This is a genomic window from Rhodococcus sp. NPDC057014 (assembly GCF_042673295.1).
In the GTDB taxonomy this organism is placed as follows: domain Bacteria; phylum Actinomycetota; class Actinomycetes; order Mycobacteriales; family Mycobacteriaceae; genus Rhodococcus_F.
The window spans coordinates 1-21770 of record NZ_JBHUSF010000093.1 but is presented as its reverse complement, the minus strand read 5'-3'; the positions used below and the strand labels follow the sequence as shown (position 1 = coordinate 21770).

Annotated in this window: 20 protein-coding genes; 11 read left to right on the top strand and 9 right to left on the bottom strand. The window is 69.1% G+C overall.

All coding sequences use genetic code 11. The features are described 5' to 3' along the window. Window positions 1–15: 15 nt before the first annotated feature. Complete coding sequence (locus ACFTZB_RS19695; RefSeq protein WP_378433630.1) at window positions 16–1095, top strand: alpha/beta fold hydrolase; 1080 nt, start codon at window positions 16–18, stop codon at window positions 1093–1095. Here the strand turns inward: ACFTZB_RS19695 and ACFTZB_RS19690 are convergent. Continuing rightward, window positions 1057–1440 carry a VOC family protein gene (locus ACFTZB_RS19690; RefSeq protein ID WP_378433629.1) on the bottom strand — a complete coding sequence of 128 codons (384 nt, stop codon included), beginning with the start codon at window positions 1438–1440 and terminating at the stop codon, window positions 1057–1059. The two genes, ACFTZB_RS19695 and ACFTZB_RS19690, sit on opposite strands and share 39 nt — an antisense overlap. 156 nt (window positions 1441–1596) lie before the next feature. Here ACFTZB_RS19690 and ACFTZB_RS19685 point away from each other — a divergent pair, with 156 nt between their 5' ends. After that, window positions 1597–2961: an MFS transporter gene (locus ACFTZB_RS19685; RefSeq protein WP_378433628.1), complete on the top strand. Its 1365-nt coding sequence runs from the start codon at window positions 1597–1599 to the stop codon at window positions 2959–2961. A 68-nt stretch (window positions 2962–3029) separates the two neighbouring features. Next, window positions 3030–4256, top strand: a complete 1227-nt coding sequence (locus ACFTZB_RS19680) for an aspartate aminotransferase family protein (RefSeq protein ID WP_378433627.1) — start codon at window positions 3030–3032, stop codon at window positions 4254–4256. Here the strand turns inward: ACFTZB_RS19680 and ACFTZB_RS19675 are convergent. Next, window positions 4220–4522, bottom strand: a complete 303-nt coding sequence (locus tag ACFTZB_RS19675; RefSeq protein ID WP_378433626.1) for a hypothetical protein — start codon at window positions 4520–4522, stop codon at window positions 4220–4222. The genes ACFTZB_RS19680 and ACFTZB_RS19675 overlap by 37 nt on opposite strands. Before the next feature lie 18 nt (window positions 4523–4540). On the opposite strand from ACFTZB_RS19675, the gene ACFTZB_RS19670 reads away from it, so the two are divergent. Then, entirely contained in the window at window positions 4541–5257 is a 717-nt protein-coding gene (locus ACFTZB_RS19670) for a hypothetical protein (RefSeq protein ID WP_378433625.1), read from the top strand. Here the strand turns inward: ACFTZB_RS19670 and ACFTZB_RS19665 are convergent. After that, the gene (locus tag ACFTZB_RS19665; protein ID WP_378433624.1) at window positions 5243–5923 is read right to left on the bottom strand and encodes a PhzF family phenazine biosynthesis protein; all 681 of its coding nucleotides are present in this window, start codon (window positions 5921–5923) and stop codon (window positions 5243–5245) included. The two genes, ACFTZB_RS19670 and ACFTZB_RS19665, sit on opposite strands and share 15 nt — an antisense overlap. Window positions 5924–6011: 88 nt before the next feature. Here ACFTZB_RS19665 and ACFTZB_RS19660 point away from each other — a divergent pair, with 88 nt between their 5' ends. Next, on the top strand, window positions 6012–6935 hold the full coding sequence (locus ACFTZB_RS19660; RefSeq protein WP_378433623.1) for a hydrogen peroxide-inducible genes activator: 924 nt from the start codon (window positions 6012–6014) through the stop codon (window positions 6933–6935). Window positions 6936–6945: 10 nt separating this feature from the next. On the opposite strand, the gene ACFTZB_RS19655 is transcribed toward ACFTZB_RS19660, so the two are convergent. Beyond that, complete coding sequence (locus ACFTZB_RS19655) at window positions 6946–7707, bottom strand: LysR family substrate-binding domain-containing protein (RefSeq protein WP_378433622.1); 762 nt, start codon at window positions 7705–7707, stop codon at window positions 6946–6948. Window positions 7708–7765: 58 nt separating this feature from the next. Here ACFTZB_RS19655 and ACFTZB_RS19650 point away from each other — a divergent pair, with 58 nt between their 5' ends. After that, window positions 7766–8170, top strand: coding sequence for a DUF5997 family protein (locus ACFTZB_RS19650; RefSeq protein ID WP_072942367.1), 405 nt, complete (start codon window positions 7766–7768; stop codon window positions 8168–8170). A 3-nt stretch (window positions 8171–8173) separates the two neighbouring features. Here the strand turns inward: ACFTZB_RS19650 and ACFTZB_RS19645 are convergent, their stop codons facing one another. From ACFTZB_RS19645 to ACFTZB_RS19635, 3 genes are all read right to left on the bottom strand, one after another. Continuing rightward, on the bottom strand, window positions 8174–10678 hold the full coding sequence (locus ACFTZB_RS19645) for a DEAD/DEAH box helicase (protein ID WP_378433621.1): 2505 nt from the start codon (window positions 10676–10678) through the stop codon (window positions 8174–8176). Between the two features lie 40 nt (window positions 10679–10718). After that, a complete protein-coding gene (locus ACFTZB_RS19640) occupies window positions 10719–11756 on the bottom strand; it encodes an alpha/beta fold hydrolase (RefSeq protein WP_378433620.1) in 1038 nt (345 codons plus the stop codon). 145 nt (window positions 11757–11901) lie between these two features. Further along, complete coding sequence (locus ACFTZB_RS19635; RefSeq protein WP_378433619.1) at window positions 11902–12870, bottom strand: proteasome assembly chaperone family protein; 969 nt, start codon at window positions 12868–12870, stop codon at window positions 11902–11904. Window positions 12871–13140: 270 nt separating this feature from the next. On the opposite strand from ACFTZB_RS19635, the gene ACFTZB_RS19630 reads away from it, so the two are divergent. The 3 genes from ACFTZB_RS19630 (at window position 13141) to ACFTZB_RS19620 (ending at window position 15860) form a co-directional block, all read left to right on the top strand. Next, complete coding sequence (locus ACFTZB_RS19630) at window positions 13141–13767, top strand: MBL fold metallo-hydrolase (RefSeq protein ID WP_378433618.1); 627 nt, start codon at window positions 13141–13143, stop codon at window positions 13765–13767. A gap of 76 nt (window positions 13768–13843) precedes the next feature. Further along, a complete protein-coding gene (locus ACFTZB_RS19625) occupies window positions 13844–14551 on the top strand; it encodes a sensor domain-containing protein (protein ID WP_378433617.1) in 708 nt (235 codons plus the stop codon). Window positions 14552–14711: 160 nt separating this feature from the next. Then, on the top strand, window positions 14712–15860 hold the full coding sequence (locus ACFTZB_RS19620) for a DUF4192 domain-containing protein (RefSeq protein ID WP_378433616.1): 1149 nt from the start codon (window positions 14712–14714) through the stop codon (window positions 15858–15860). 7 nt (window positions 15861–15867) lie between these two features. Here ACFTZB_RS19620 and galE read toward each other — a convergent pair whose 3' ends face one another. Together galE and ACFTZB_RS19610 are read right to left on the bottom strand one after the other, a co-directional pair. Continuing rightward, entirely contained in the window at window positions 15868–16860 is a 993-nt protein-coding gene (gene galE, locus ACFTZB_RS19615; RefSeq protein WP_378433615.1) for a UDP-glucose 4-epimerase GalE, read from the bottom strand. A gap of 3 nt (window positions 16861–16863) precedes the next feature. Continuing rightward, complete coding sequence (locus tag ACFTZB_RS19610) at window positions 16864–17556, bottom strand: metal-dependent transcriptional regulator (protein WP_015890477.1); 693 nt, start codon at window positions 17554–17556, stop codon at window positions 16864–16866. Window positions 17557–17689: 133 nt separating this feature from the next. On the opposite strand from ACFTZB_RS19610, the gene ACFTZB_RS19605 reads away from it, so the two are divergent. Continuing rightward, window positions 17690–18961 (top strand): acetoin utilization protein AcuC, encoded by a 1272-nt coding sequence (locus ACFTZB_RS19605; RefSeq protein WP_378433614.1) that lies wholly within the window; start codon window positions 17690–17692, stop codon window positions 18959–18961. Further along, the gene (locus tag ACFTZB_RS19600) at window positions 18954–21713 is read left to right on the top strand and encodes a GNAT family N-acetyltransferase (protein WP_378433613.1); all 2760 of its coding nucleotides are present in this window, start codon (window positions 18954–18956) and stop codon (window positions 21711–21713) included. Before ACFTZB_RS19605 ends, ACFTZB_RS19600 begins: the two co-directional genes overlap by 8 nt. Window positions 21714–21770: the final 57 nt, after the last annotated feature.

Genomic DNA, 21770 nt, shown 5'->3' with positions numbered 1-21770 from the left:
AACGGCTGGGAGACTATGTTCGACGAGTTCGCAGGGGAGACCTTCGACCTGCTCACCCGCGACCGCGGCAGTGTCGTCGCCGCCGACGACGGGGTACCCCTCGCGGTGCGCGAGGTGGGTCCGGCGTTCGCCCCGCTGACCGTGGTGTTCGTCCACGGCTTCTGCAACCGGATGACGGGCTGGCACTTCCAGCGGGTTCAGCTCGAGGAGACGTGGGGTCCGACGATCCGGATGGTGTTCTTCGATCTGCGCGGCCACGGCAACTCCGGGGTGCCGCGGCGGGACACGTGCACGATCCCGCATCTCGCGCAGGACGTCGACGCGGTCATCCGGGCGCTGGTGCCGGAGGGGCCGATCGTGCTGGTCGGCCACTCGATGGGCGGTATGGCCGTCCTCTCGTACGTCGGCCGGAATCCCGATCTGATCGGTTCCCGGATCGTCGGGGTGGGTCTGATCGCCACCGCGGCCGAGAAGCTCGGTGACGTCGGGCTCGCGCGCACCCTCAACACGCCCGTCGTCGCCGGATTCAGCACCGCGGCCCGTCACCTGCCCCGGGTGGTCCAGAGCGGCCGCGGCGCGAGCAAGCGGGTGCTGGCGCCGATCCTGAGGTCGGCGTCCTTCGGTGACCGCACCATCAGCCCGGCGATCGTGTGGCATTCCGAGCAGATGATCAACGACACGTCCCTCAAGACGCTCGTCGACTTCCTCCCGTCGTTCAAGAATCACGACGAGACGGCGGCGGTGCCGCTGCTCGCGCCGATCGAGACGCTCGTCGTGTGCGGCGACCGCGATCTGCTGACCCCGTTCCGGTATTCGAAGGCCATCGCCGGCCATCTGCCGGACGTGGAACTGGTGAAGGTGCCCGGTGCGGGACACATGGTGCAGCTGGAGCGGGCGCAGCTGGTCACGGACGCGATCGATCGTCTCCTGATCCGTTCCGTCGAAACCCTGCCCACCCCGAGTGCCTGGAGCGAGTGGGTGCAGGTGGCCACCGACTACGTGGATCACGTGCGGCACTGGGTCGCTCACGGCGGGCCCGCCGCGTGGTGGCGCGGGCTACGCGGGCGTCCCGTCGTCGGCCCCACGTTCCGGTAACACGCAGAATTCGTTGCCCTCGGGATCGGCGAGGATCACCCAGGGAACCTTCGGGTCGTCGCCGAGTCTCCGGGCGCCGAGTGCGAGAAGTCGCTGCACCTCCTCGTCCCGGGTGCCGGAGGACGGTGCGATGTCGAGGTGCAGGCGGTTCTTCCCGGACTTCCGGTCGTCGACCGGCTGGAACACCAGCGACGTGGACCCCGGCGCGCCCGCTTCGACGTATTCGCGCCCGTACGCGTCCGTCCACCGGCGCGTCGCCGGATAACCCAGGGCCTCGCACCAGAATCGTGCCAGTGCATCCGCGTCACGGCAGTCGACGGCGAGGGCGATGATTCGGCTGGTCATGGGTTGCGGATACCCGGGTGACGGCGGCCGCACACCGCCGCCGTGACGGTGCGGGTGGGCCCCGTCGGTGCGTCCGTAAATGGCAAACTCGCGACAACACGTGCCACTCGGGACACAATGAGGGAACGCGAAAACCGGCCCGAGGAGGCGGGATCTATGGCATCTGCGAGTTCTCCGGACGAGCAGGAAACCCTCCCACCAGGTGTTCTCCGACGCGCGATCGCGGCGTCGGCGATGGGAAACGCCACCGAATGGTTCGACTACGGTGTGTACGCGTTCACGGTGTCGTACATCTCGGCAGCGTTCTTCCCCGGCGACACCGGTTCCGCCACCCTTTACGCACTGCTCGTGTTCGCGGTGTCCTTCGTCGTGCGACCGCTCGGCGGCCTGGTGTGGGGTCCGCTGGGCGACCGGCTCGGACGCCGCCAGGTGCTGGCGCTGACGATCATCCTGATGGCGGGGGCGACGTTCTGCGTCGGCCTCGTGCCGAGCTACGACGTCATCGGTTTCTGGGCGCCCCTGCTGCTGGTGCTGCTGCGCATGATTCAGGGCTTCTCGACCGGCGGCGAGTACGGTGGCGCGGCAACGTTCATGGCCGAGTACTCGCCGGACCGCAAGCGCGGCTTCTGCGGAAGTTTCCTCGAGTTCGGCACCCTCGGCGGGTACGCGCTCGGCGCGATCGTGGTTCTGGTGGTGGAGTTGTTCTCCAGCGATCCGTTCATGTCCACCTGGGGCTGGCGCATCCCGTTCCTGATCGCCGGGCCGATGGGCCTGATCGGCCTGTACCTGCGGACCAAGCTCGAGGAGACACCCGTCTTCCGGGAACTGGACGCGGAAGGCGCGGTGGAGTCGGGGACGACCCACGAGTTCAAGGATCTGATCACCGAGTACTGGAAGCCGCTCCTGCTGCTCGGCGGACTCGTCATCGCGTTGAACGTCACCAACTACACCCTGCTCAGTTACATGCCGACGTATCTGGAGACACAGATCGGGCTGACGTCCACCGCGTCGCTGACCCTGTTCATCGTCGGGCAGATCGTGATGATGGCGGTCATCCCGTTCGCGGGCGGGTTGTCGGACCGGGTGGGCCGAAAGCCGTTGTGGTACGGCTCGCTGGTGGGACTGATCGTGCTCGCCGTCCCCATGTACCTGCTGATGCGTCAGGGTTTCGGGTGGGCGATCCTCGCGTTCGCGGTGCTCGGTTTGCTGTACGTCCTGCAGTTGTCCACGATCTCGGCGACGTTCCCGGCGATGTTCCCGACGCACGTGCGGTTCGCCGGGTTCGCGATCGCGTACAACGTGTCGACGTCGCTGTTCGGTGGCACGGCGCCCGCAGTGAACGAACTGCTCATCGAATGGACCGGCAACACCCTCATGCCGGCGTTCTACATGATGGCCGCGTGCGGGATCGGCCTCGTCGCGCTGTACTTCGTGGCGGAGACCGCGGGCGCGTCCATCCGCGGTCGTGGGATCCCAGGCATCGACACGGAGCCCCACCCCACCGCGCTGGCGCACAAGTGATGCGCCACGATCCTTCCCGGCGCGCCGTGGCATAGTCGCCTCGGGCGGGGTTTCACGAAGGGATCAGCATGGCGTCGGCACTGTGGCACGGATTCGCGGACATGGGCGCGGTGGAACAGAAGGGCGCCTTCGTGGTGTCCCGCGGCGAGGGTGCGTACATCTGGGACGATCGCGGCAACCGTTACCTGGATGCGACGGCGGGTCTGTGGTTCACCAACGTGGGTCACGGCCGCGCGGAGATCGCGGACGCCGTCGCGGATCAATTGCGGACCGTGGCCCATTTCTCGAATTTCGGTGACTTCGTTCCCGAGACCACCGCGACCCTGGCCGACCGGCTCGCGGCCATCGCACCGGTGCCGGGCAGCAAGATCTTCCTCACCTCCGGTGGTTCGGACTCCGTGGACACGGCGGCCAAGCTCGCCCGCCGCTACTGGCACGAAATGGGCAAACCGTCCAAGACGATCGTCGTCGGCCGTCAGAAGGCTTACCACGGGATGCACGTGGCGGGCACCGCGCTGGCGGGTATCCCGGCCAACCGCGAGGGCTACGGCGAGTTGATGCCCGACAGTGCCACCGTGGCGTGGAACGACGCCAAGAGTCTGCTCGAGCTGATCGAGAAGGTCGGGGCGGACACGATCGCCGCGTTCTTCTGCGAGCCCGTCATCGGCGCGGGCGGCGTGTACCTGCCGCCGGAGGGGTATCTCGCGGAGGTTCGCGACATCTGCCGCGAGCACGACATCCTGTTCGTGGTCGACGAAGTGGTGACGGGATTCGGCCGCATCGGCGGCGAGTGGTTCGCGTCGACCCGATTCGATCTGCAGCCCGACATGATGACGACGGCGAAGGGTCTCACCTCCGGGTACGTCCCGATGGGTGCGGTGTTCATCGCCCCGCGGGTGGCCGAGCCGTTCTTCGCCGGTGGGGTGTGGTGGCGCCACGGCTACACCTACGGTGGGCACGCGGGTGCCGCTGCGGCGGCGCTCGCCAACCTCGACATCATCGAGCGCGAAAACCTGCTGGCGGAGTCGAAGCGGCTCGAGTCCTCGCTGCACGAGCACCTCACGCCCCTCGCCGACCACCCGCGGGTCGAGGAAGTGCGCAGCGGTCTCGGCGCGGTCGCGGCCGTGCAGTTGGCCGATCCGGCGGAGGCGCTCCCGTTCGTGAACACGCTGCGCGAGTTCGGGATCTCGGGCCGCGCCGCCGGGCAGGGCGCCATGCAGATCTCGCCGTCGTTCGTGATGACGGACGATCAGGTCGCTCAGCTCGCGGACGGGTTCCGCCGGGCGCTGGGCTGATCGGAGCCGGCGCCCCGCCTGCGGAGGCGGTGCAGGGCGCCGGTGACCCGGTCCCGCCACGTCGACGGCGCCAACACGATTTCCTGCCGCCCGTCGTGCGCGGCGTAGGCGCGGGTGTAGCGCTCGTGCAGACGCGCCCGCACCTCGTCGGGTGTGTACGCCTTGCGTTGCCGATCCGCCCGGACCGCGACGACCCCGGTCGCGGCGACACCCACCACACCGGCGAGTCCGAGAAGTTTCCACCATTGCCTGCCATGCGGTCGCATCCTTCTAGGCTAGGGCCCATGGACCCGCAACGGCACACGGACGCACGACGACACGGCTCCACCATCGACCTCGACACCGCGGTCGAGGTCACCCGCACCGGCGACATCTGGATCTTCCGCGGAGAATCCCCGGCCGACAGGGCAATCCAGACGCTGACGAACAGCCCGGTCAACCACGTCGGCATGTCGGTGGTGCTCGAGGACCTTCCGCCGCTGATGTGGCACGCCGAACTCGGGCATTCGTTGCAGGACATGTGGACGGGCCGCTTCCAGCGTGGTGTGCAGCTCCACGACCTCCGTGCCGCGGTCCAGGTGTGGGGTGCGCGGTACGGGCAGCGGGGATGGCTGCGTCAACTCGCCGAACCGGCGACGCCGCAGCAGGAGGACGCGTTGCTGCGGGCCATCGCGCGCCTCGACGGAACCCCGTTCCCGTCGACCGCGAAACTCGCGTCGCGGTGGTTCGGCGGGCGGTTGCCCGGGTCACGGCGCCGGCAGGAGCGGCGGGGGAGCCTCGAAAGCGCCTATTGCGCCGAAGTGGTCGCGCAGACGTACGAGGAGATGGGTCTGATCAGCGGTCGCAGGCGCACCAACTGGTACGACCCCGGCAAGTTCTGGAGCGGCGACCGGCTTCCCCTCGCTCCCGGGGTGACGCTGGGCCGGGAGATCGAGGTGAGCCTGAGCGAGGCCGACCTGGCCGCGGGGCGGGGCAGGCGGCCGTCGTCAGAGGGTGCGTGACTTCTCGGGGTGCACCCGTCCGCCGACCTCGACCCAGCCGGCCGGGTCGTAGGTGGTGCGCAGTTCGGACCCTTTGCCCTGGGTGATCAGGAGGGCGTGTCGCAGGTGCGCGGTGATCCGGACGGCGGCGGCTCCGGTGGCCTCGTCCTCGGTGATGCCCATGTCGGGGGCGAACATTCGCGACCGGATCGAATGCTCGACCTTGTCGGTCCAGGCCCACAGATAGTGGTGCCCGGCCCCGAACTTCTTCGGGTCGGCGGCCTGGACCTCGCGCACGCTGTCCATGGGGTACAACGAGAACTCCGGCGCCCACTCGGGCCGGGCCCGCACCCAGGTGATCGCGCCGGAACGCCGGGTGGCGACGGGGCCCGCGGGGACGTCGAGCGTCGTGACGGCGGCGCCGCGCTCGTGCAACCACCAGGACAGTCCGACGGTGGGATGCCCGGCGAAGGGCAGTTCGGTGGCGGGGGTGAAGATCTGGGCGCGCGCGTGCGCGTCGTCGGGCCCGGGGATGTCGACGAAGATCGTCTCGCTGTATCCGAGTGCGCGGGCGACGGACTGCCGGTCCTCGGGCGGGACGGCCGAGGAGTCGACGATGCCGAGCGGATTGCCGTGGCGTCCTTTGTCGTCGGTGAACACCCGGACGACGTCTACATGGATGGGCATTGACGCACCCTATCGCTCCCGGCGTTCCAGCATCGTGCAGGAACCCGCCCGAAAGGCCGAGGCGATGGACAGCATTAGGCTGATAGGTATGGCCGATCAGAGTTATCAACCCACACTGTCGCAGCTGCGTGCGTTCGTGGCAGTCGCGGAGTACCGCCACTTCGGCACGGCGGCAGCACGTTTGAGTGTGAGTCAACCGACACTGTCGCAGTCGCTGGCCGCCCTGGAGAACGGGCTCGGTGTGCAGCTCATCGAGCGCAGTACCCGGCGCGTCCTCGTCACCGCGGCGGGGGAGCGGCTCCTCGGCCAGGCCAAGGTCATCCTCGAGGCCGCGGACGGTTTCGTCGCGACGGCTGCGGGTGTCGGCGACCGATTGGCCGGCCCCCTGCGGATCGGACTCATTCCCACCGTCGCCCCCTACGTGCTCCCTGCCCTGCTGCCGGCGCTGCGCGAGGAGATGCCGGCACTGGAGCCGCAGGTCGTCGAGGACCAGACGGCGCGACTCCTCGAGGCGCTGCGTGTGGGCTCACTCGACGTCGCGGTGCTCGCCCTGCCGAGCGGTGTCGGTGGTCTCGTCGACATCCCCTTGTACACAGAAGATTTCGTGATGGTCGTCCCGAAGGGGCACCCGCTGGCCGGTCGCACCGACATCTCGCCGCCGATGCTGGACGAGCTTCCCCTCCTGCTGCTCGACGAGGGGCACTGCCTGCGCGATCAGACCCTCGATCTGTGCCGCTCGGTGGACGCGCATCCGGTGGCGGGCGACACCCGCGCCACGTCGCTGTCGACGGTGGTGCAATGCGTCGCCGGTGGGCTCGGCGTGACCCTGGTGCCGGAATCCGCCGTCCAGGTGGAGACCGGACGGGGTCCGCTCGCGACCGCCCGCTTCGCCGCCCCCGCGCCCGGTCGCACGATCGGCCTCGTGTTCCGGTCGTCGAGTGCCCGCGCGGACGATTACGGGCAACTCGCGCGCCTGTTCACGAAGTCGGCACCGGTCGGCGCACCCGTCTGAAGGTCGGCGGTCAGGACCGCCGCCGCGGTTTGCCCTTCCTTCCGCCTTTGGGACTGCCGCCCTTGGCTCCGGTGCCGGAGCGCGGCGTCCGCGTCCCGGCGGCCGGTTTCTGGCGTGCGGCGGTCGCGGCGGGACGTTTCTTCTTCGGCTCCGCCGCCGGGGCGCGGCCCCGGGAGCTGTTGACGGTGCGACCCCGGACGATGCCGATGAACTCCTCCACCAGGTCGGTGGTCTCGTCCTCGGGCCACGACAGCGCGATCCGCGACTCCGGGCCGTCCGACACCGTCCGGTAGACGAGATCTTTGCGGTGGTGGAGCCGGGCCAGTGACTGCGGGACGACGAGCAGCCCGACACCTGCCGCGACCAGTTCGATCGCGTCGGCCGTCGTGGCCGGCCGGTCCGCGGCGGGCAGCCCCGGCATGCGGTCCCACACGAGGACGTCGTCGAGAGGGTGCTGGATGATCTCGTCGGCCAGATCCGCGATCGACACCTCGTCCACCGCCGCCACGACGTGGTCCTTCGGTGCCACGACCACCGGGATCTCGGTGTACAGGGGGATGGCGCTGAGTCCCGTCCGGTCGATCGGAAGCCGCACCAGGCCCACGTCCGCACTGCGGGCACGCAGCTGATCGGGCGCGTCCGCGACGGACACCGGGACGAGGGTGAGGGGAACGTCGGGCAGCCGTTCGGTCCAGATCCGTACCCACTTGGTGGGGGTCACGCCCGGGACATACGCGAGCCGGAAGGGAGGGGATGCATCCGCGTCTGTCACTCCGTCAGGCTACCGGGCGTGGTCAACGGCACCGCACACGCTCGTTACTCTTGACACCATGACGTCGCACAAGAGCCCTCAGACTATGAAGCCCGCCACCGCGGCGAAGAAGCTGGGTGTGTACCTCGAGGCCACCCCCGCGGAGTTCCAGGAGGGTGTCGTCTCCCGCGACGAGCTCGGCGCATTGCAGAGCGATCCGCCGGAGTGGCTGCTCGAGTTGCGCCGCAACGGCCCGCACCCGCGTCCCGTGGTCGCGGCGAAGCTGGGGGTGTCCATCGCGGGCCTCGCGCGCGGTGGCATCACCGAGGCGCTCACCACCGAGCAGATCGACGCTCTCATGGCGGATCGCCCCGAGTGGCTGCAGCAGGAGCGCGCCACCCAGGCCGAGGTCCGCAAGGAGACCGTCCGGATCAAGGAGAAGAACGCGGCGCGGCGGGATCAGCCCCGCCGCCCCCGGTCCTGACGACTAGCCCTCGACGATGCTGAGCTCGTCGAAGATCACTTCGCCTGCGGCGTCGGACTCGGGGAGGTCCACGACCGCCGTCAACGCCCACCCGTGATCGCCCTGCGGGTCCTCGAGGACCTGCCGGACCCGCCACAGCTCGGGCGCGGTCTCCACCTGGAACAGCTGGGGGCCGCGCGCCGAGGGTCCGGTGCCGAGCGAGGCGTACTCGTCGAAGTACGGCTGGAGCTGGTCCTCCCACTCCTCGGCGTCGATGCCGTCGTCCAGCCCCTCCAGTTCGGCCCACCGCCGCCGCGACGCGAGTTCGATGCGCCGGAACATGGCGTTGCGCACCATCACCCGGAATGCCCGCGTGTTCGCCGAGATCGGGCGCGGCACGTCGGCGCCGAACGCCACCTGCTGGTCGTCGCCCTCGGCGCCGGGGTCGGTGAGTGATTCCCATTCGTCGAGCAGGCTCGAATCGACCTGCCGGATCAGCTCACCCAGCCACTCGATGAGATCGTCGAGTTCCTCCGTCCGGGCCTCGGTCGGAACGGTCTGGCGCAGCGCGCGATACGCGTCCGCGAGATACCGCAGCACGAGCCCTTCCGAACGGGCCAGACCGTAGTGGCTGACCATTTCGGCGAACGTCATGGCACGCTCGACCATGTCCCGCACGACCGACTTGGGTGACAGCGCGAACTCCGTGATCCACGGATGCCCACCCCGGTACATCTCGAACGCCGGAAACAGCAGGTCCGCGAGTGGCTTGGGCCAGGTGACCTCCTCGAGCAACTCCATGCGTTCCTCGTATTCGATCCCGTCGGCCTTCATCTGCGAGACCGCCTCGCCGCGCGCGAAGTGCTGCTGCGCCATCAGCACCTGCCGCGGGTCGTCGAGGGTCGACTCGATGACCGAGACCACATCCAGCGCATAGGAATCGGATTCGGCGTCGAGGAGTTCGAGGGCGGCCAGCGCGAACGGGGACAGCGGCTGGTTGAGTGCGAAGTCCCGCTGGAGTTCCATCGTGAGCCGGGCCATGCGGCCGTCGGCGTCGGGTTCGTCGAGTCGCTGCACCACGCCGGCGTCGATCAGCCCCCGGTACAGCGACAGCGCCTTGAGGATGTGCTTGCGCTGCGCGGGCCGCGATTCGTGGTTGTCCTCGAGGAGGTGCCGCATGGACTCGAAGCAGTTGCCCGGTCGTGCGATGACGTTGAGCAGCATGGAGTTCGACACGGAGAACCGGGAGACGAGCGGTTCCGGCGAGGCGGCGACGAGGCGATCGAATGTGGCCTCGCCCCACGACACGAACCCGTCCGGCGCCTTCTTGCGCTGCACCTTGCGGCGTTTCTTCGGGTCGTCGCCCGCCTTGGCCAGCGCGCGCAGATTCTCGACCTCGTGTTCGGGGGCCTGCACCACCACCGTGCCCAGGGTGTCGTAGCCGGCGCGTCCCGCGCGTCCCGCGATCTGGTGGAACTCGCGTGCCCGCAGGTGCCGCGTGCGGGTGCCGTCGAACTTGGTCAGCCCGGTCAGGAGCACGGTGCGGATGGGCACGTTGATCCCCACGCCGAGCGTGTCGGTGCCGCAGATGACCTTCAGCAGACCGTCCTGCGCCAGTTTCTCGATGAGGCGCCGGTACTTCGGCAGCATGCCGGCGTGGTGGACGCCGATCCCGTGCCGGACCAGACGCGAGAGCGTCTTGCCGAACCCGGTGGTGAACCGGAAACCGCCGAGGGCGTCGGCGATGGCGTCCTTCTCCTCGCGTGAGCAGAAGTTGACACTGGTCAGTGCCTGCGCACGCTCCAGAGCGGCGGCCTGGGTGAAGTGGACGACGTACACCGGGGCCTGGTTGGTGGTCACCAGTTCCTCGATCGTCTCGCTCACCGGTGTCGTCGCGTACGAGAACATCAGCGGCACGGGGCGCTCGGTGCCCGCCACGACGGTCGTGGGCCGGCCGGTCCGGCGGGTGAGGTCGGACGAGAAGAAGTCGACCTCGCCGAGCGTGGCCGACATGAGCAGGAACTGGGCGTGGGGGAGTTCGACGAGCGGGACCTGCCACGCCCAGCCGCGGTCGGGTTCGGAGTAGAAATGGAACTCGTCCATCACGACCTGGCCGATGTCGGAGTCGGGGCCCTCGCGCAGCGCGAGGTTCGCGACGATCTCGGCGGTCGCGCAGATGATCGGTGCCCGCGAGTTCACGGCGGCGTCGCCGGTCATCATGCCGACGTTCTCCGCGCCGAACACTTCGCACAGGGCGAAGAACTTCTCGCTGACAAGGGCTTTGATCGGGGCCGTGTAGAACGTGCGCTTGCCGGTGGCCATGGCGTAGAAGTGGGCGCCGACCGCCACCATCGACTTACCGGATCCGGTGGGCGTTGCCAGGATCACGTTGGCCCCGGACACCAGCTCCATGACGGATTCTTCCTGGGCGGGATAGAGCGTCAGTCCTCGTTCTTCGGTCCAGGAGGTGAAGGCGTCGAAAACGGAATCGGAATCCGCGTTCTCGGGGAGCAGGTCGGAGAGAAGCACTGCTACAGGCTAGCCGGACGGCCGTGCGCCGCTGCCGGGCCTACGTCGCGCTGCGTTCGTCCGATCCCATCGCGTCGAGAACCGCCATGCGGGTGGACGCGCTGCCCGTGATGGTGCTCTCACCGACGCCGGTGACGAGCATCTGCCGCCACTTCGCTTCGTCGAACTGCAGGGGATGAGTTCCGGACAGAAACTTCTCGATGGTGCGCAGGAACCGCATCGGGTCGTCGCGGAACGGGAAATGTCCTGCGCCGCGGAAGATCTCGAGGTGAGATCCGGGCATCGCCGCGTGCGCGAGGTGGGCGTGGCTCACCGGAATGACGGCGTCCTGATCACCCCAGATGAGCTGCACCGGGAGGTTCTCGGTCAGATAACATCGATCGAGCATCGTGACGACCTGTCCGCGCCAGTCGACGACCGCGCGAAGGGTACGCAGGTATGCCTCGTAGGCGGTGGGGTCGTAGAGCTCCGCGAGTACCCGCACCAGGTCGGGAGTGTCGTGCAGCATCGCGCCGGGGCGCAGGCGCGTGCCGTTCAGCTGACTCAGCACGTTCCCGACCAGTCGCACGGTGGGCATCGCCCCGGGAATGCGCAGCAGCTTCAGCGCCTCGTTGACCACCGGGACGGACGCGAGCCGCAGCAGCGGGTGGACGTCCTTGGTGACGCCGCCGGCCGACACCAGGACGAGGCGGTCGACCATCTGCGGGAACTGGTAGGCGAACTGCATGGCGACGCCGCCGCCGAGCGAGTGACCGACGACGGTGACCTTGTCGATGCCCAGGGTGGACAGCAGATCGCGCATGCCGTTGGCGTACGCCGCGACCGAGTAGTCGGCCCGCGGTTTGTCGGAGCGTCCGTGACCCAGCAGGTCGGGGGCGATGACGGTGTAGTTCTTGGCGAGATGGGGGATGATCTCGGTCCACGTGGACGAGTTGTCGCCGATGCCGTGGATCAGCAGCAGCGCGGGACCCTCGCCCGCCATGCGGAATGCGCGACGGTAGCCGTGGATGGTGCGGAACATCATGCGGGTTTCGGCGTTCGGAACAGGCCTGAGCTTACGAATGCGGTTGTCGCTCATGTCGCCTCCTGAACTAGGTGCATTTCCCGAATGTTGACAGCTCAATCATCCGCTTGGTCTCGACGCTATTGCACCGGTCCCGGCCGAACAACTGGACCGTGCGGTCGCACAGTGCCGGGAGGGCGACCGCACAACCGCTACCCGGTCAGGCCCCGCCCTGTGATCCCCCCTCCTCCTCGGAGTTGCCGCTCTCACCGTCCTGCATCGCCTGTTCGGCCAGGAAACGCTCGAATTCCGCACCGAGTTCGTCGCCACTCGGCAGGTCTTCTTCGCTGGCCAGGAGCGTGGACTGCTGTTCTTGAGCCGTTACGTAGGCATCGTACTGACGTTCCAGGGCGTGGACGACGGTTTGTACCTCCTCGTTACCTGCGATGTGCTCGTCGACCTGTTCGCGGACGCGGGCGGCGGCCTCACCGAGCGCGGCCAGCGGCAGATCCAGGTCGGTGACGTCACTCACGTTCTCGAGGAGGGTTTCCGCCGCCCCTGGGTAGTCCGTCTGGGCCAGGTAGTGGGGAACGTGCACCGAGAACCCCACCGACTCGTGCCCGTGCTGCGCCATCCGCAACTCGATCAGCGAGGACGCGCTGCCCGGCACCTGCAATTCACCCGACCAGCGCTGGTGGTCCTTGATCAGGTCCTTGTTGGTGGAATGCGCGGTCACACCGAGCGGACGCGTGTGCGGAATGGCCATCGGGATGGCGTTGATGCCCACGGTCCGGCGCACACCGAGCTGCTCGGCCAGCAGGCGCACCGCCGTGGTGAACCGCTCCCAGCGCAGATCGGGCTCCATGCCGGCCAGCAGCAGGAACGGGGTACCTGCCGTGTCCTTCAGTGCATACAGGTTCAGCTCGGGCTGGTCGTAATCCGAGAAGTGATCGGCCTTGAACGTCATCGTGGGCCGACGGGAGCGGTAGTCCACGAGCTCGTCGACCGCGAAGGAGGCAACCAGCTCGCTCTCGAGACTCTCGCGGAGATGCGTCGTGGCGAGTTTGACGGCGTGGCCTGCGTCGGAGAAGCCCTCGAGTCCATGGATCAGCACAGGCCCCTGCCCGTCCGCGGAGGACAGCTGCGGTGCCGGGAACTCCAGCTCGTACATCTTCGACTGTTCGTCCATTACAGACCTCTTCTCCTTCGTGCCTGGCCTCCAGTGTCCCCTATCGTCTCCGGCATCGATACGTCGGACTTTGCTCTCGGAGGCCCTGCTCTGGGGGAACGCGACACGCGCGACCGATAATTCCCGCCGGACGGCCTCCGGTGTTCGCCCACAGCGAGATCCCGCGCACGGTCTGTGGCAATGTGAGGAACGGCACGATCCGAGACGGACGACCCTGGAGGTGCGCATGTCGACACGGATCCGAGCGACACGGCGATCGGAGGTCGAGTCGTGAGCGTGCGCATCGACCGGGTGGTCACCTCCGGCACCTTCAGCCTCGACGGTGGCACCTGGGACGTCGACAACAACGTGTGGATCGTCGGTGACGACGCCGAAGTCGTGGTGATCGACGCCGCTCACAGCGCGGCACCGATCGTCGAGGCCGTCGGTGGCAGGCGTGTCCGGGCGATCGTGTGCACACACGGTCACAACGACCACGTCACCGTCGCTCCCGAACTGTCCGCGGCTCTGGACGCCCCGCTCTTCCTCCATCCGGCCGACGACGTGTTGTGGCAGCAGACGCACCCCGCCGTCGCCTACACGCCGATCGAGGACGGTCAGGAGATCGCGGTGGCCGGGACCGACCTCCGCGTGCTCCACACGCCCGGGCATTCCCCCGGTTCCTGCTGCCTGTATCTGCCGGAGGCGGGGGAGTTGTTCAGCGGCGACACCCTGTTCTCCGGCGGTCCGGGAGCCACCGGGCGCTCCTACTCGGACTTCCCGACGATCATCGGGTCCATTCGCGACCGCCTGTTCGCGCTGCCGGCGTCGACGACGGTCCGCACCGGCCACGGCGACGGAACCACCGTCGGCGCCGAGGCCCCACATCTGGAGGAGTGGATCGCCCGCGGCAGCTGAGCCGCAGCCTCCCCGCCGTCGGTGCGTCGGCGTGGCAGAGTGGCGGAAAGGGCACATCCGACACGGGAGGACGACGGTGACATCTCGGCGCACAGCGGTACGGACGGCCGTCGCCCCGGCGGTCGCGTTGGCCGCGGCGGCGATTCTCGCCGGGTGTACCTCGACCGTCTCCGGTGTCGCGCAGCCGAGCACCACCGTCGCGGCGGGTTCGCCGTCCGGAAAGGGACTGTCGAAGCTGCTGGTCGATCCGGCAGACTTCCCCGCCCGGTACGAGGCGATCGTGCTGCCCGCCCAGGCCGTGTCGATGGCGGCGCCCGACCTGACGGGGGTTCCGCAGGGTGCGGTGGTCGACCCCGCGGACTGTGCGCCGCCTGCGCAGGACTACGGACCGACCGGCACCGTCATGGCGGTCGGTACCGACAACGCGAGCCGTTCGACGATCTCGGTCGAGCTCACCAGGACCGAAACACCCCTCGGCGATCTGGCCGAACAGACGAAGACGTGCGGTGAGGTCACCGTGACGGACAGCGGGGCCGAATCCACCGTCACCACCGAGATCACGCCGGCACCTCCGGTCCGGGCGGACGACACCCTCGCCCTCCGGCGAACCGTCAGGTCCGGTGCCGGGAGCGAACAGGTCACCCAGTCGATGGTGGCGTTGATCGCGCAGGTGGGCGACGTGCGGGTGTCCGCGACCTTCATGTCGTTCGGCGACGCGAAGGCCGACACCGTCGCGCTCGACGAAGTGTTCACCGCCGCGGTGCAGAAGGTCCAGAACAGCTGAGCGGGCCCTAGCACAGGGCTCCGACCGCCTCTCGGCCGAACGGCGCGTCCGCCCGGCGCGGCGGCCGGGTTGTCCACAACCCGTGGCTCATCCACAGCCCTCTGTGTTTCCCCAGTTCGCTCGCCGACCCCCGCGACGCCGACCGGACAGAGTCTGGGGCATGACGACACCCGCATTCCCCCACGGTTCCGGCTTCTCCGACGATCCCGGCGGGGAACCGCCCCCGCAGCAGCACACGGTCACGCTGTCCGCTCCGGACGACCTGCTCGCGTCGATACCCGCACTGCTCGGATTCCGGCCCGCCCGGTCGATCGTGGCGGTGTGCCTGACCGGGAAGCGCAACCCGTCGGTCGGCGCCGTCATGAGACACGACCTGGTCCTCGGAGGTGCCACTGGGCCGACCCCGACGATGTGCGCGGCGCTGGGCCAGTTCGCCACCGTCTGTGAGCGTGACCGTGCCGGCGGGGTGATCCTGGTTCTCGTCGACGACCGTGTCACCAGCCCTGCGGCGCTCTGTGTCGACGAAATGTCCGCGATCGTCGAAGAATTCGAGGATCTTCTCGAATTCACGCCCACCGACCTTCTCGACGTCTTCCTCACGGCGGAGATCGCGTCGGGCGGTGCATGGTTCAGCCTCTTCGGCGGCAATTACGGCGTCCAGTCCGATCCGGCGTCGTCCCGCGTCGCGCTCGCGCGGGTCCTCGAGGGCAAACCCATCCGCGCCTCGCGCGAGGAGATGGAGGCCACCATCGAGGTCGGGCCGGTGCTCGAGCGCCTGCAGATTGCCGCCCTCATCGAACGTGGCCGCCCCTCCTCGCTACTGCGAAGGCAGCTGGCCGAGCGGTCGACCGTGCCCGATCGCTGCCACCGGCTCGAGCTCGAACTGGTGCTGACACACGTGGCCCGGGTCTCGTCCGGCGAGAGGCTCCTCGCGCCCGAGTACGCGGAACTCGCGCTCGCACTGGACAACGTCACCGTCCGGGACAGCGTGCTCGCACTCGCCGTGGGCCCGTACGCCGAGGATGCCGAGCAACTGTGGATTCTCCTGGCCCGCAACCTCCCCGACCCGGAACGCGCGAACCCGGCGGCGTTGCTCGGCTACAGCGCCTACCTGCGGGGGGACGGGCCGTTCGCCGGCATCGCGTTGGCCGCCGCCCTGGACTCGGAGCCGGGGCACAGGCTGGCCACCCTGCTGGACGGTGCACTGCACAGCGGAATGCGGCCCGGCGAGGTGCGGGGACTGGCCGACGTCGGTTACGAACGCGCGAGCGCGGTCGGTGTCGTGCTGCCCCCGCCCCTCGCCGGCTGAGCCTGCGTCAGCGACGCGCCGCGTGCGACCGGTCGCCCAGCTCCTGCAGGTACGTCCAGGCGTCGGCGACGATCTCGTCGAGGTCCGTGTGTTCCGGTCGCCACCCGAGTTCCGCGATCGCACGATCACTCGACGCGACCAGCACGGCGGGGTCGCCGGCCCGGCGCGGTGCGTCCTCGACCGCGATGGGCAGCCCGGTGACCCGCGCGCACGCCGAGATGACTTCGCGCACACTGAAACCCGCGCCGCTACCGAGATTGTAGATGCGGTGCCTGCCCTCGATCGACGACTCCAAGGCCAGCACGTGCGCCTCGGCGAGGTCGAGCACATGGATGTAATCGCGGATCGCCGTTCCGTCCGGAGTCGGCCAGTCGGTGCCGAAGATCGAGATCTTCTCCCGCTGGCCGAGCGCCACCTGGAGCACGAGAGGAATCAAATGCGTTTCGACGACCCGGTTCTCGCCGGCCGACTTGTACGCTCCCGCGACGTTGAAATACCGCAGGCTGGTCGCCGCGAGCGAATGTGCCACCGAGTAGGACGTGATGGCATGGTCGATCGCGAGTTTCGTCGCCCCGTACGGATTGGTGGGACGCGTCGGATCGGCCTCCGTGATCGGCGAGTGCTCGGGTTCGCCGTACGTGGCGGCCGTCGACGAGAACACGAGTTTCCGCGTCCCCGAATGCCGCATGGCCTCGAGGAGTTCGAGCGTGGTGACGACGTTGCCGCGCCAGTACTTCTCCGGGTACTGGACCGACTCGCCGACGAGCGACTGCGCCGCGAAGTGCAGGACCCCGTCGAACCGGGGAGTGCCGCTCGTACCGAGGACGTCTGCCGCCACGTCCGCGACGTCGCCGTCGATGAACTCGGCACCGAGCGGCACCGCGTCGGCGTTACCCGTCGACAGGTCGTCGATGACGACGACGTCGTGTCCTCGTTCGAGCAGGACCGTGCTGCAGACGCTGCCGACATAGCCGGCGCCGCCGGTGACCAGAAGTTTCATCGACTATCCCTGAACCTGCTTCACCTGGACGGCATGCGCCATCTCCTCGGACAGATCGAACCCGCTGTGGCCGGGCACCGTGATCGTGACCGACCCGGGCTTGGTCTCCACGGTGACGCGCGCGTCCGGTACGACGCCCGCCTCCCGCAACTGTCCGATGACGTCCGGATCCGACTGCACGTGCTCGGCGAGACGGCGGACGACGACCGCGGTCGGCTTGCCGGGCGGCACGTCCGTGAGGCGGATGAGCGTCTCCGGGGGGTCGACCGGGCGGTCCAGCCCGAGCAGAGCCAGTCCCGGAATCGGGTTGCCGTACGGCGAGGTGGTGGGATTGTTGAGCACCTCCACCAGGCGCCGCTCCACTTCCTCGCTCATGACGTGCTCCCACCGGCACGCCTCGGCGTGAACCTCTTCCCACCGGAGACCGATGACGTCCACGAGGAGTCGTTCGGCCAGGCGGTGCTTCCGCATCACGGACACCGCGAGTTCGCGGCCCTTCTCCGTCAGTTCCAGGTGGCGGTCACCGGCGACCAGGAGGAGGCCGTCGCGTTCCATCCGGGCAACGGTCTGGCTGACCGTCGGACCGCTCTGCTCGAGTCGTTCGGCAATACGTGCTCGAAGTGGGACGACGCCCTCTTCTTCCAAGTCGTAGATCGTCCGGAGGTACATCTCCGTGGTGTCGACCAGATCCTTCACACTCACACCCCTTCGTCTCGGTTGATTCTACCGGTGATTGCCCGGCACCGGCGCCGTCCGTCCCCGCCGCGAGTCGGTGACGGTCCGGCGGGGTCTGCTGACACCCTCCACGGGGGACCAGTAGCGTGAGTCCATGACCGCGTCGTTCAGTTCCGGGGAGGATTCGGCTGCACTGGTATCGAACCGTGCAGTCGTGTGGAGTCCGGACTATCTCAGTTATCGGTGGAGTGCGGACCACCCGATGAATCCCACGCGGCTCGAGCTGACCATGTCGCTCGCGCGCAGCCTCGGGACGCTGGAGGGGGTCGAACTGCTGCGGCCCGCCGCCGCCTCGGACGCAGATCTGTTGCGGATCCACACTCCCGCGTACGTCGAAGCGGTCAAACAGGCCGGTCACTCCGCGACGTCGGGCGTGCTCGGCGCGGAGGCGCCGCACGGGCTCGGCACCGAGGACAATCCCGTCTTCCCCCAGATGCACGAGGCGAGCGCGATCCTCGCCGGCGGTTCCCTCGCCGCGGCGCAGGAAATCGCGGCGGGCCGCACCCGCCGCGCCGTCAGCATCGGCGGCGGCATGCATCACGCCATGCCCGACTGGGCCTCCGGCTTCTGTGTGTACAACGACGTCGCCATTGCCGTGTCCTGGCTGCTGGACAACGGTTTCGACCGGATCGCCTACATCGACGTCGACGCACACCACGGCGACGGCGTCCAGCACGCATTCGCGGGCGACCCGCGGGTCCTGACGATCTCCCTGCACCAGCACCCGGCAACGCTCTGGCCCAACACGGGGTGGTCGAGCGAAGTCGGCGAGGGATCGGGGGAGGGCACGGCGATCAACCTCCCCGTGCTGCCCGGCACCGTCGATGCGTTGTGGCTGCGTGGTTTCCACGCCGTCGTGCCCGGAGCCCTCGCCGCGTTCCGGCCGCAGATCGTGATCAGCCAGTGCGGTGTCGACAGCCATCGGGAGGATCCGCTGGCCGACCTCGCGCTGACCGTCGACGGCCAGCGGGCCGCGTTCCTCGCGATGCGCGACCTCGCCGACCGGTACGCCGAGGGACGCTGGCTCGCCGTCGGCGGCGGCGGGTACGGCCTCGTCCGCGTCGTCCCGCGGGCGTGGACCCACCTGATCGCCGCGGCGCTCGACCGCGAGATCGACACCGCCCGTGCGGTACCCGAGGCCTGGCAGGAGCGGGCTCACGCCCTCGCGCCCAGCGTCGACCTGCCGGACACGATGGGCGACGGCGGGGAAGTCGACTACCTGCCCTGGGACGGTCCCGGTGGCACACCGGAAACCGGGATTCCGTCGGTCGACCGCGCGTTGACGCGGATCGACTCCGCCGTCATCGCCACCCGGCGTGCCTGCTTCCCCCTACTCGGACTCGACCCGGAGGATCCCCGTGACTGAGCAGGCGGACGGCAACGAAACCACCGGTGCCACGGAGTCGTCGGGCAGTGCAGAGACGGGCAGCACTGAGTCGTCGGCCGGTGCCGGGGCGACGGGGAAACCCGACCCCGCGCACAACTACCCGCGGCACTGGGTCGCCGACGTGCTCGCCGCGGACGGCGGGGCGGTCGCGCTGCGGCCGATCGTGCCCGAGGACGCCGACAAACTCGTGACGTTCCACTCCAAGCTGTCCGAACGCACCCGCTACCTGCGGTATTTCGGTCCCTACCCGACCATGTCGCAACGGGACGTCGTGCACTTCACCACCGTCGACCACCACGACCGGGTGGCGTTCGTGGTGCTGCTCGGGGACGAGATCATCGCCGTCGGCCGGTACGAGCGGCTCACCGGCGAGGGGGACGGCAAATCCGCGGAAGTGGCATTCGTCGTCGCCGACGCACACCAGGGCCGCGGACTCGGACCGATCCTGCTCGAGCACCTGGCCGCGGCGGCCGCGGAGAGCGGTCTGACGATGTTCGTCGCCGAGGTCCTCGCGGAGAACCGGAACATGGTGACCGTATTCCGCGAGGCCGGATATCAGGTGAGCCGCAGCTTCGAGGGCGGCGTCCTCAGGCTCGAGTTCGCGATCGACCCCACCGAAGCGATGGTGTCCGTGCGCAATTCCCGCGAGCGTGCCGCCGAGGCGCGGAGCATGCGCAACGTGCTCAGCCCGCGTTCGGTCGCGGTGATCGGCGCGTCCACCGACCGGGCGAAGGTCGGCAACGCCGTCCTGACCAACCTGCTGCGGGCGGGATTCACCGGCCCGGTGTATCCGGTCAACGCGGAGCACCGTTCGGTCCACGGGGTGCGGGCGTACCCGACGGTCCGGGACATCCCCGACGAGGTGGACCTCGCGGTCGTCGCCGTCCCCGCCGAATCGATCAACGCCGTCCTCGACGACTGCCTGGACAAGGGAGTCAAGGCCCTCGTCGTCGTGTCCTCGGGATTCAGTGAAACCGGAATGGACGGACGGCAGTCCGAGCGCCGCCTCGTCCACGCCGCCCGCGCGCACGGGATGCGGCTGATCGGTCCCAACGCGCTCGGCGTGGCCAACAACGACCACGACGTGTCGTTGAACGCCACCCTCGCACCGGTGCTGCCGAGTCCCGGCAACGTCGGATTCTTCTGCCAGTCCGGCGCACTCGGCATCGCCATCCTCGACGAGGCCGCGCGGAGCCGAATAGGGTTGTCCGCGTTCGTCTCCGCGGGCAACCGCGCCGACGTCTCCGGCAACGACCTGCTGCAGTACTGGGATTCGGACCCGGCCACCGAGGTGGTGCTGCTGTATCTGGAGAGCTTCGGCAATCCCCGCAAGTTCTCGCGCATCGCGCGCAGGGTGGCGAGGAACAAGCCGATCGTCGCGGTCAAGAGCGGGCGGCACGCCGTCCCGCCCGCGCTGGCGGCCAGCGGCGGCGAGATGGACGACTCGATCGTGCGGGCCCTCTTCGAGCAGGCCGGAGTGGTGCAGGTCGGGTCGATCTCCCAGCTGTTCGACTGTGCGCTGCTGTTCGGGTACCAGCCGCTGCCCGCGGGCCCGCGACTGGCCGTGGTCGGGAACTCCACCGCGCTCGGTGTCCTCGCCGCCGACGCGGCCCGCAGCGAGGGCTTGCAGGTCGGCGACCCCGTCGACCTCGGCCCGCAGGCCGGTCCCGAGGAATTCGCGACGGCCGTGCGGACGGCACTGGCGTCCTTCGACGTCGATTCGGTGATCGCCGTGTTCGTTCCCCCGGTCGCCGTCCCCGCCGAACCCTATGCCCAGGCGCTGCGGGAAGCGGTGCGGGACGCCGACAAACCCGTGCTCACGACGTTCCTCGCGGCGGAGGGCGTGCCCGACGTCCTGGCGGTCCGCGGTGAGGACGGACATCCGACGCGCGGTTCGGTGCCGTCCTATCCCGGTCCGGAACGGGCGGCGCTGGCCCTGGCACGGGCCTGGCGGTACTCGGCCTGGAAGAGCAAGCCGTCTTCGAAAGTGTTGCGCCCCAACGGGATCGATCCGGAGCGGGCGAAAGCGCTGGTCGACGGCTGGCTCGCGGCGTCGTCCGGACGCTGGCTGTCGGACTTCGAGGCGTCGCAACTCCTCGCGTGCTACGGCGTGGACGTTGTGGAATTCCGGTCCGCCACCACCGAGGAGGAGGCCGTGCAGGCCGCGGAGGAATTGGGATACCCGGTCGCGGTGAAGGCGACGGGGGAACAGTGGCGGCACCGGCCCGACCTCGGCGGGGTCCGCCTCGACCTGGTCGCACCGGACTCGGTCCGCCGGGCCTACCGCGACCTCGCCGCCGCATCCGGTGAACCCCTGCTGCACGTGCAGCGGATGGCCACCAAGGGGATCGGCTGCGTCGTCGGCGTGCAGGACGACCCGTCGTTCGGTTCGCTCATCTCGTTCGGGCTCGCCGGCGTGATCTCCGACCTGCTCGGCGACCGCGCCTATCGGGTGCTGCCCCTCACCGAGGACGCCGCAGCGGAGCTGATCGACGCACCGAAGGCCGCGCCGCTGCTGTCCGGCTACCGGAGCGCGGTGCCGGTGAACAAGTCGGCCCTCGTCGACCTCGTGCAGCGGATCTCCGCTCTCGCCGACGACCTCCCGGAGGTACGGGAACTGGCCTGCGAACCGGTGCTCGCGTCCGCCGAGGGTGCGCAGGTCACCGATTCGCGCGTGCGGATCGGCCCGGAGCCCAGCGTCGCCGACCTCGGACCCCGCCGGCTGCGCTGACCCGTCTCACGGTCCCGCAGACGGAAGGTCCCCGCAGCGCACAACGCCGGTGCCGGT

Bases quoted from the DNA above. Each gene is read 5' to 3' on its own strand.
- ACFTZB_RS19695 (WP_378433630.1), top strand. From the start codon at position 16: ATGTTCGACGAGTTCGCAGGGGAGACCTTCGACCTGCTCACCCGCGAC.
- ACFTZB_RS19690 (WP_378433629.1), bottom strand. From the start codon at position 1,440: ATGACCAGCCGAATCATCGCCCTCGCCGTCGACTGCCGTGACGCGGAT.
- ACFTZB_RS19685 (WP_378433628.1), top strand. From the start codon at position 1,597: ATGGCATCTGCGAGTTCTCCGGACGAGCAGGAAACCCTCCCACCAGGT.
- ACFTZB_RS19680 (WP_378433627.1), top strand. From the start codon at position 3,030: ATGGCGTCGGCACTGTGGCACGGATTCGCGGACATGGGCGCGGTGGAA.
- ACFTZB_RS19675 (WP_378433626.1), bottom strand. From the start codon at position 4,522: ATGCGACCGCATGGCAGGCAATGGTGGAAACTTCTCGGACTCGCCGGT.
- ACFTZB_RS19670 (WP_378433625.1), top strand. From the start codon at position 4,541: ATGGACCCGCAACGGCACACGGACGCACGACGACACGGCTCCACCATC.
- ACFTZB_RS19665 (WP_378433624.1), bottom strand. From the start codon at position 5,923: ATGCCCATCCATGTAGACGTCGTCCGGGTGTTCACCGACGACAAAGGA.
- ACFTZB_RS19660 (WP_378433623.1), top strand. From the start codon at position 6,012: ATGGCCGATCAGAGTTATCAACCCACACTGTCGCAGCTGCGTGCGTTC.
- ACFTZB_RS19650 (WP_072942367.1), top strand. From the start codon at position 7,766: ATGACGTCGCACAAGAGCCCTCAGACTATGAAGCCCGCCACCGCGGCG.
- ACFTZB_RS19640 (WP_378433620.1), bottom strand. From the start codon at position 11,756: ATGAGCGACAACCGCATTCGTAAGCTCAGGCCTGTTCCGAACGCCGAA.
- ACFTZB_RS19635 (WP_378433619.1), bottom strand. From the start codon at position 12,870: ATGGACGAACAGTCGAAGATGTACGAGCTGGAGTTCCCGGCACCGCAG.
- ACFTZB_RS19620 (WP_378433616.1), top strand. From the start codon at position 14,712: ATGACGACACCCGCATTCCCCCACGGTTCCGGCTTCTCCGACGATCCC.
- galE (WP_378433615.1), bottom strand. From the start codon at position 16,860: ATGAAACTTCTGGTCACCGGCGGCGCCGGCTATGTCGGCAGCGTCTGC.
- ACFTZB_RS19605 (WP_378433614.1), top strand. From the start codon at position 17,690: ATGACCGCGTCGTTCAGTTCCGGGGAGGATTCGGCTGCACTGGTATCG.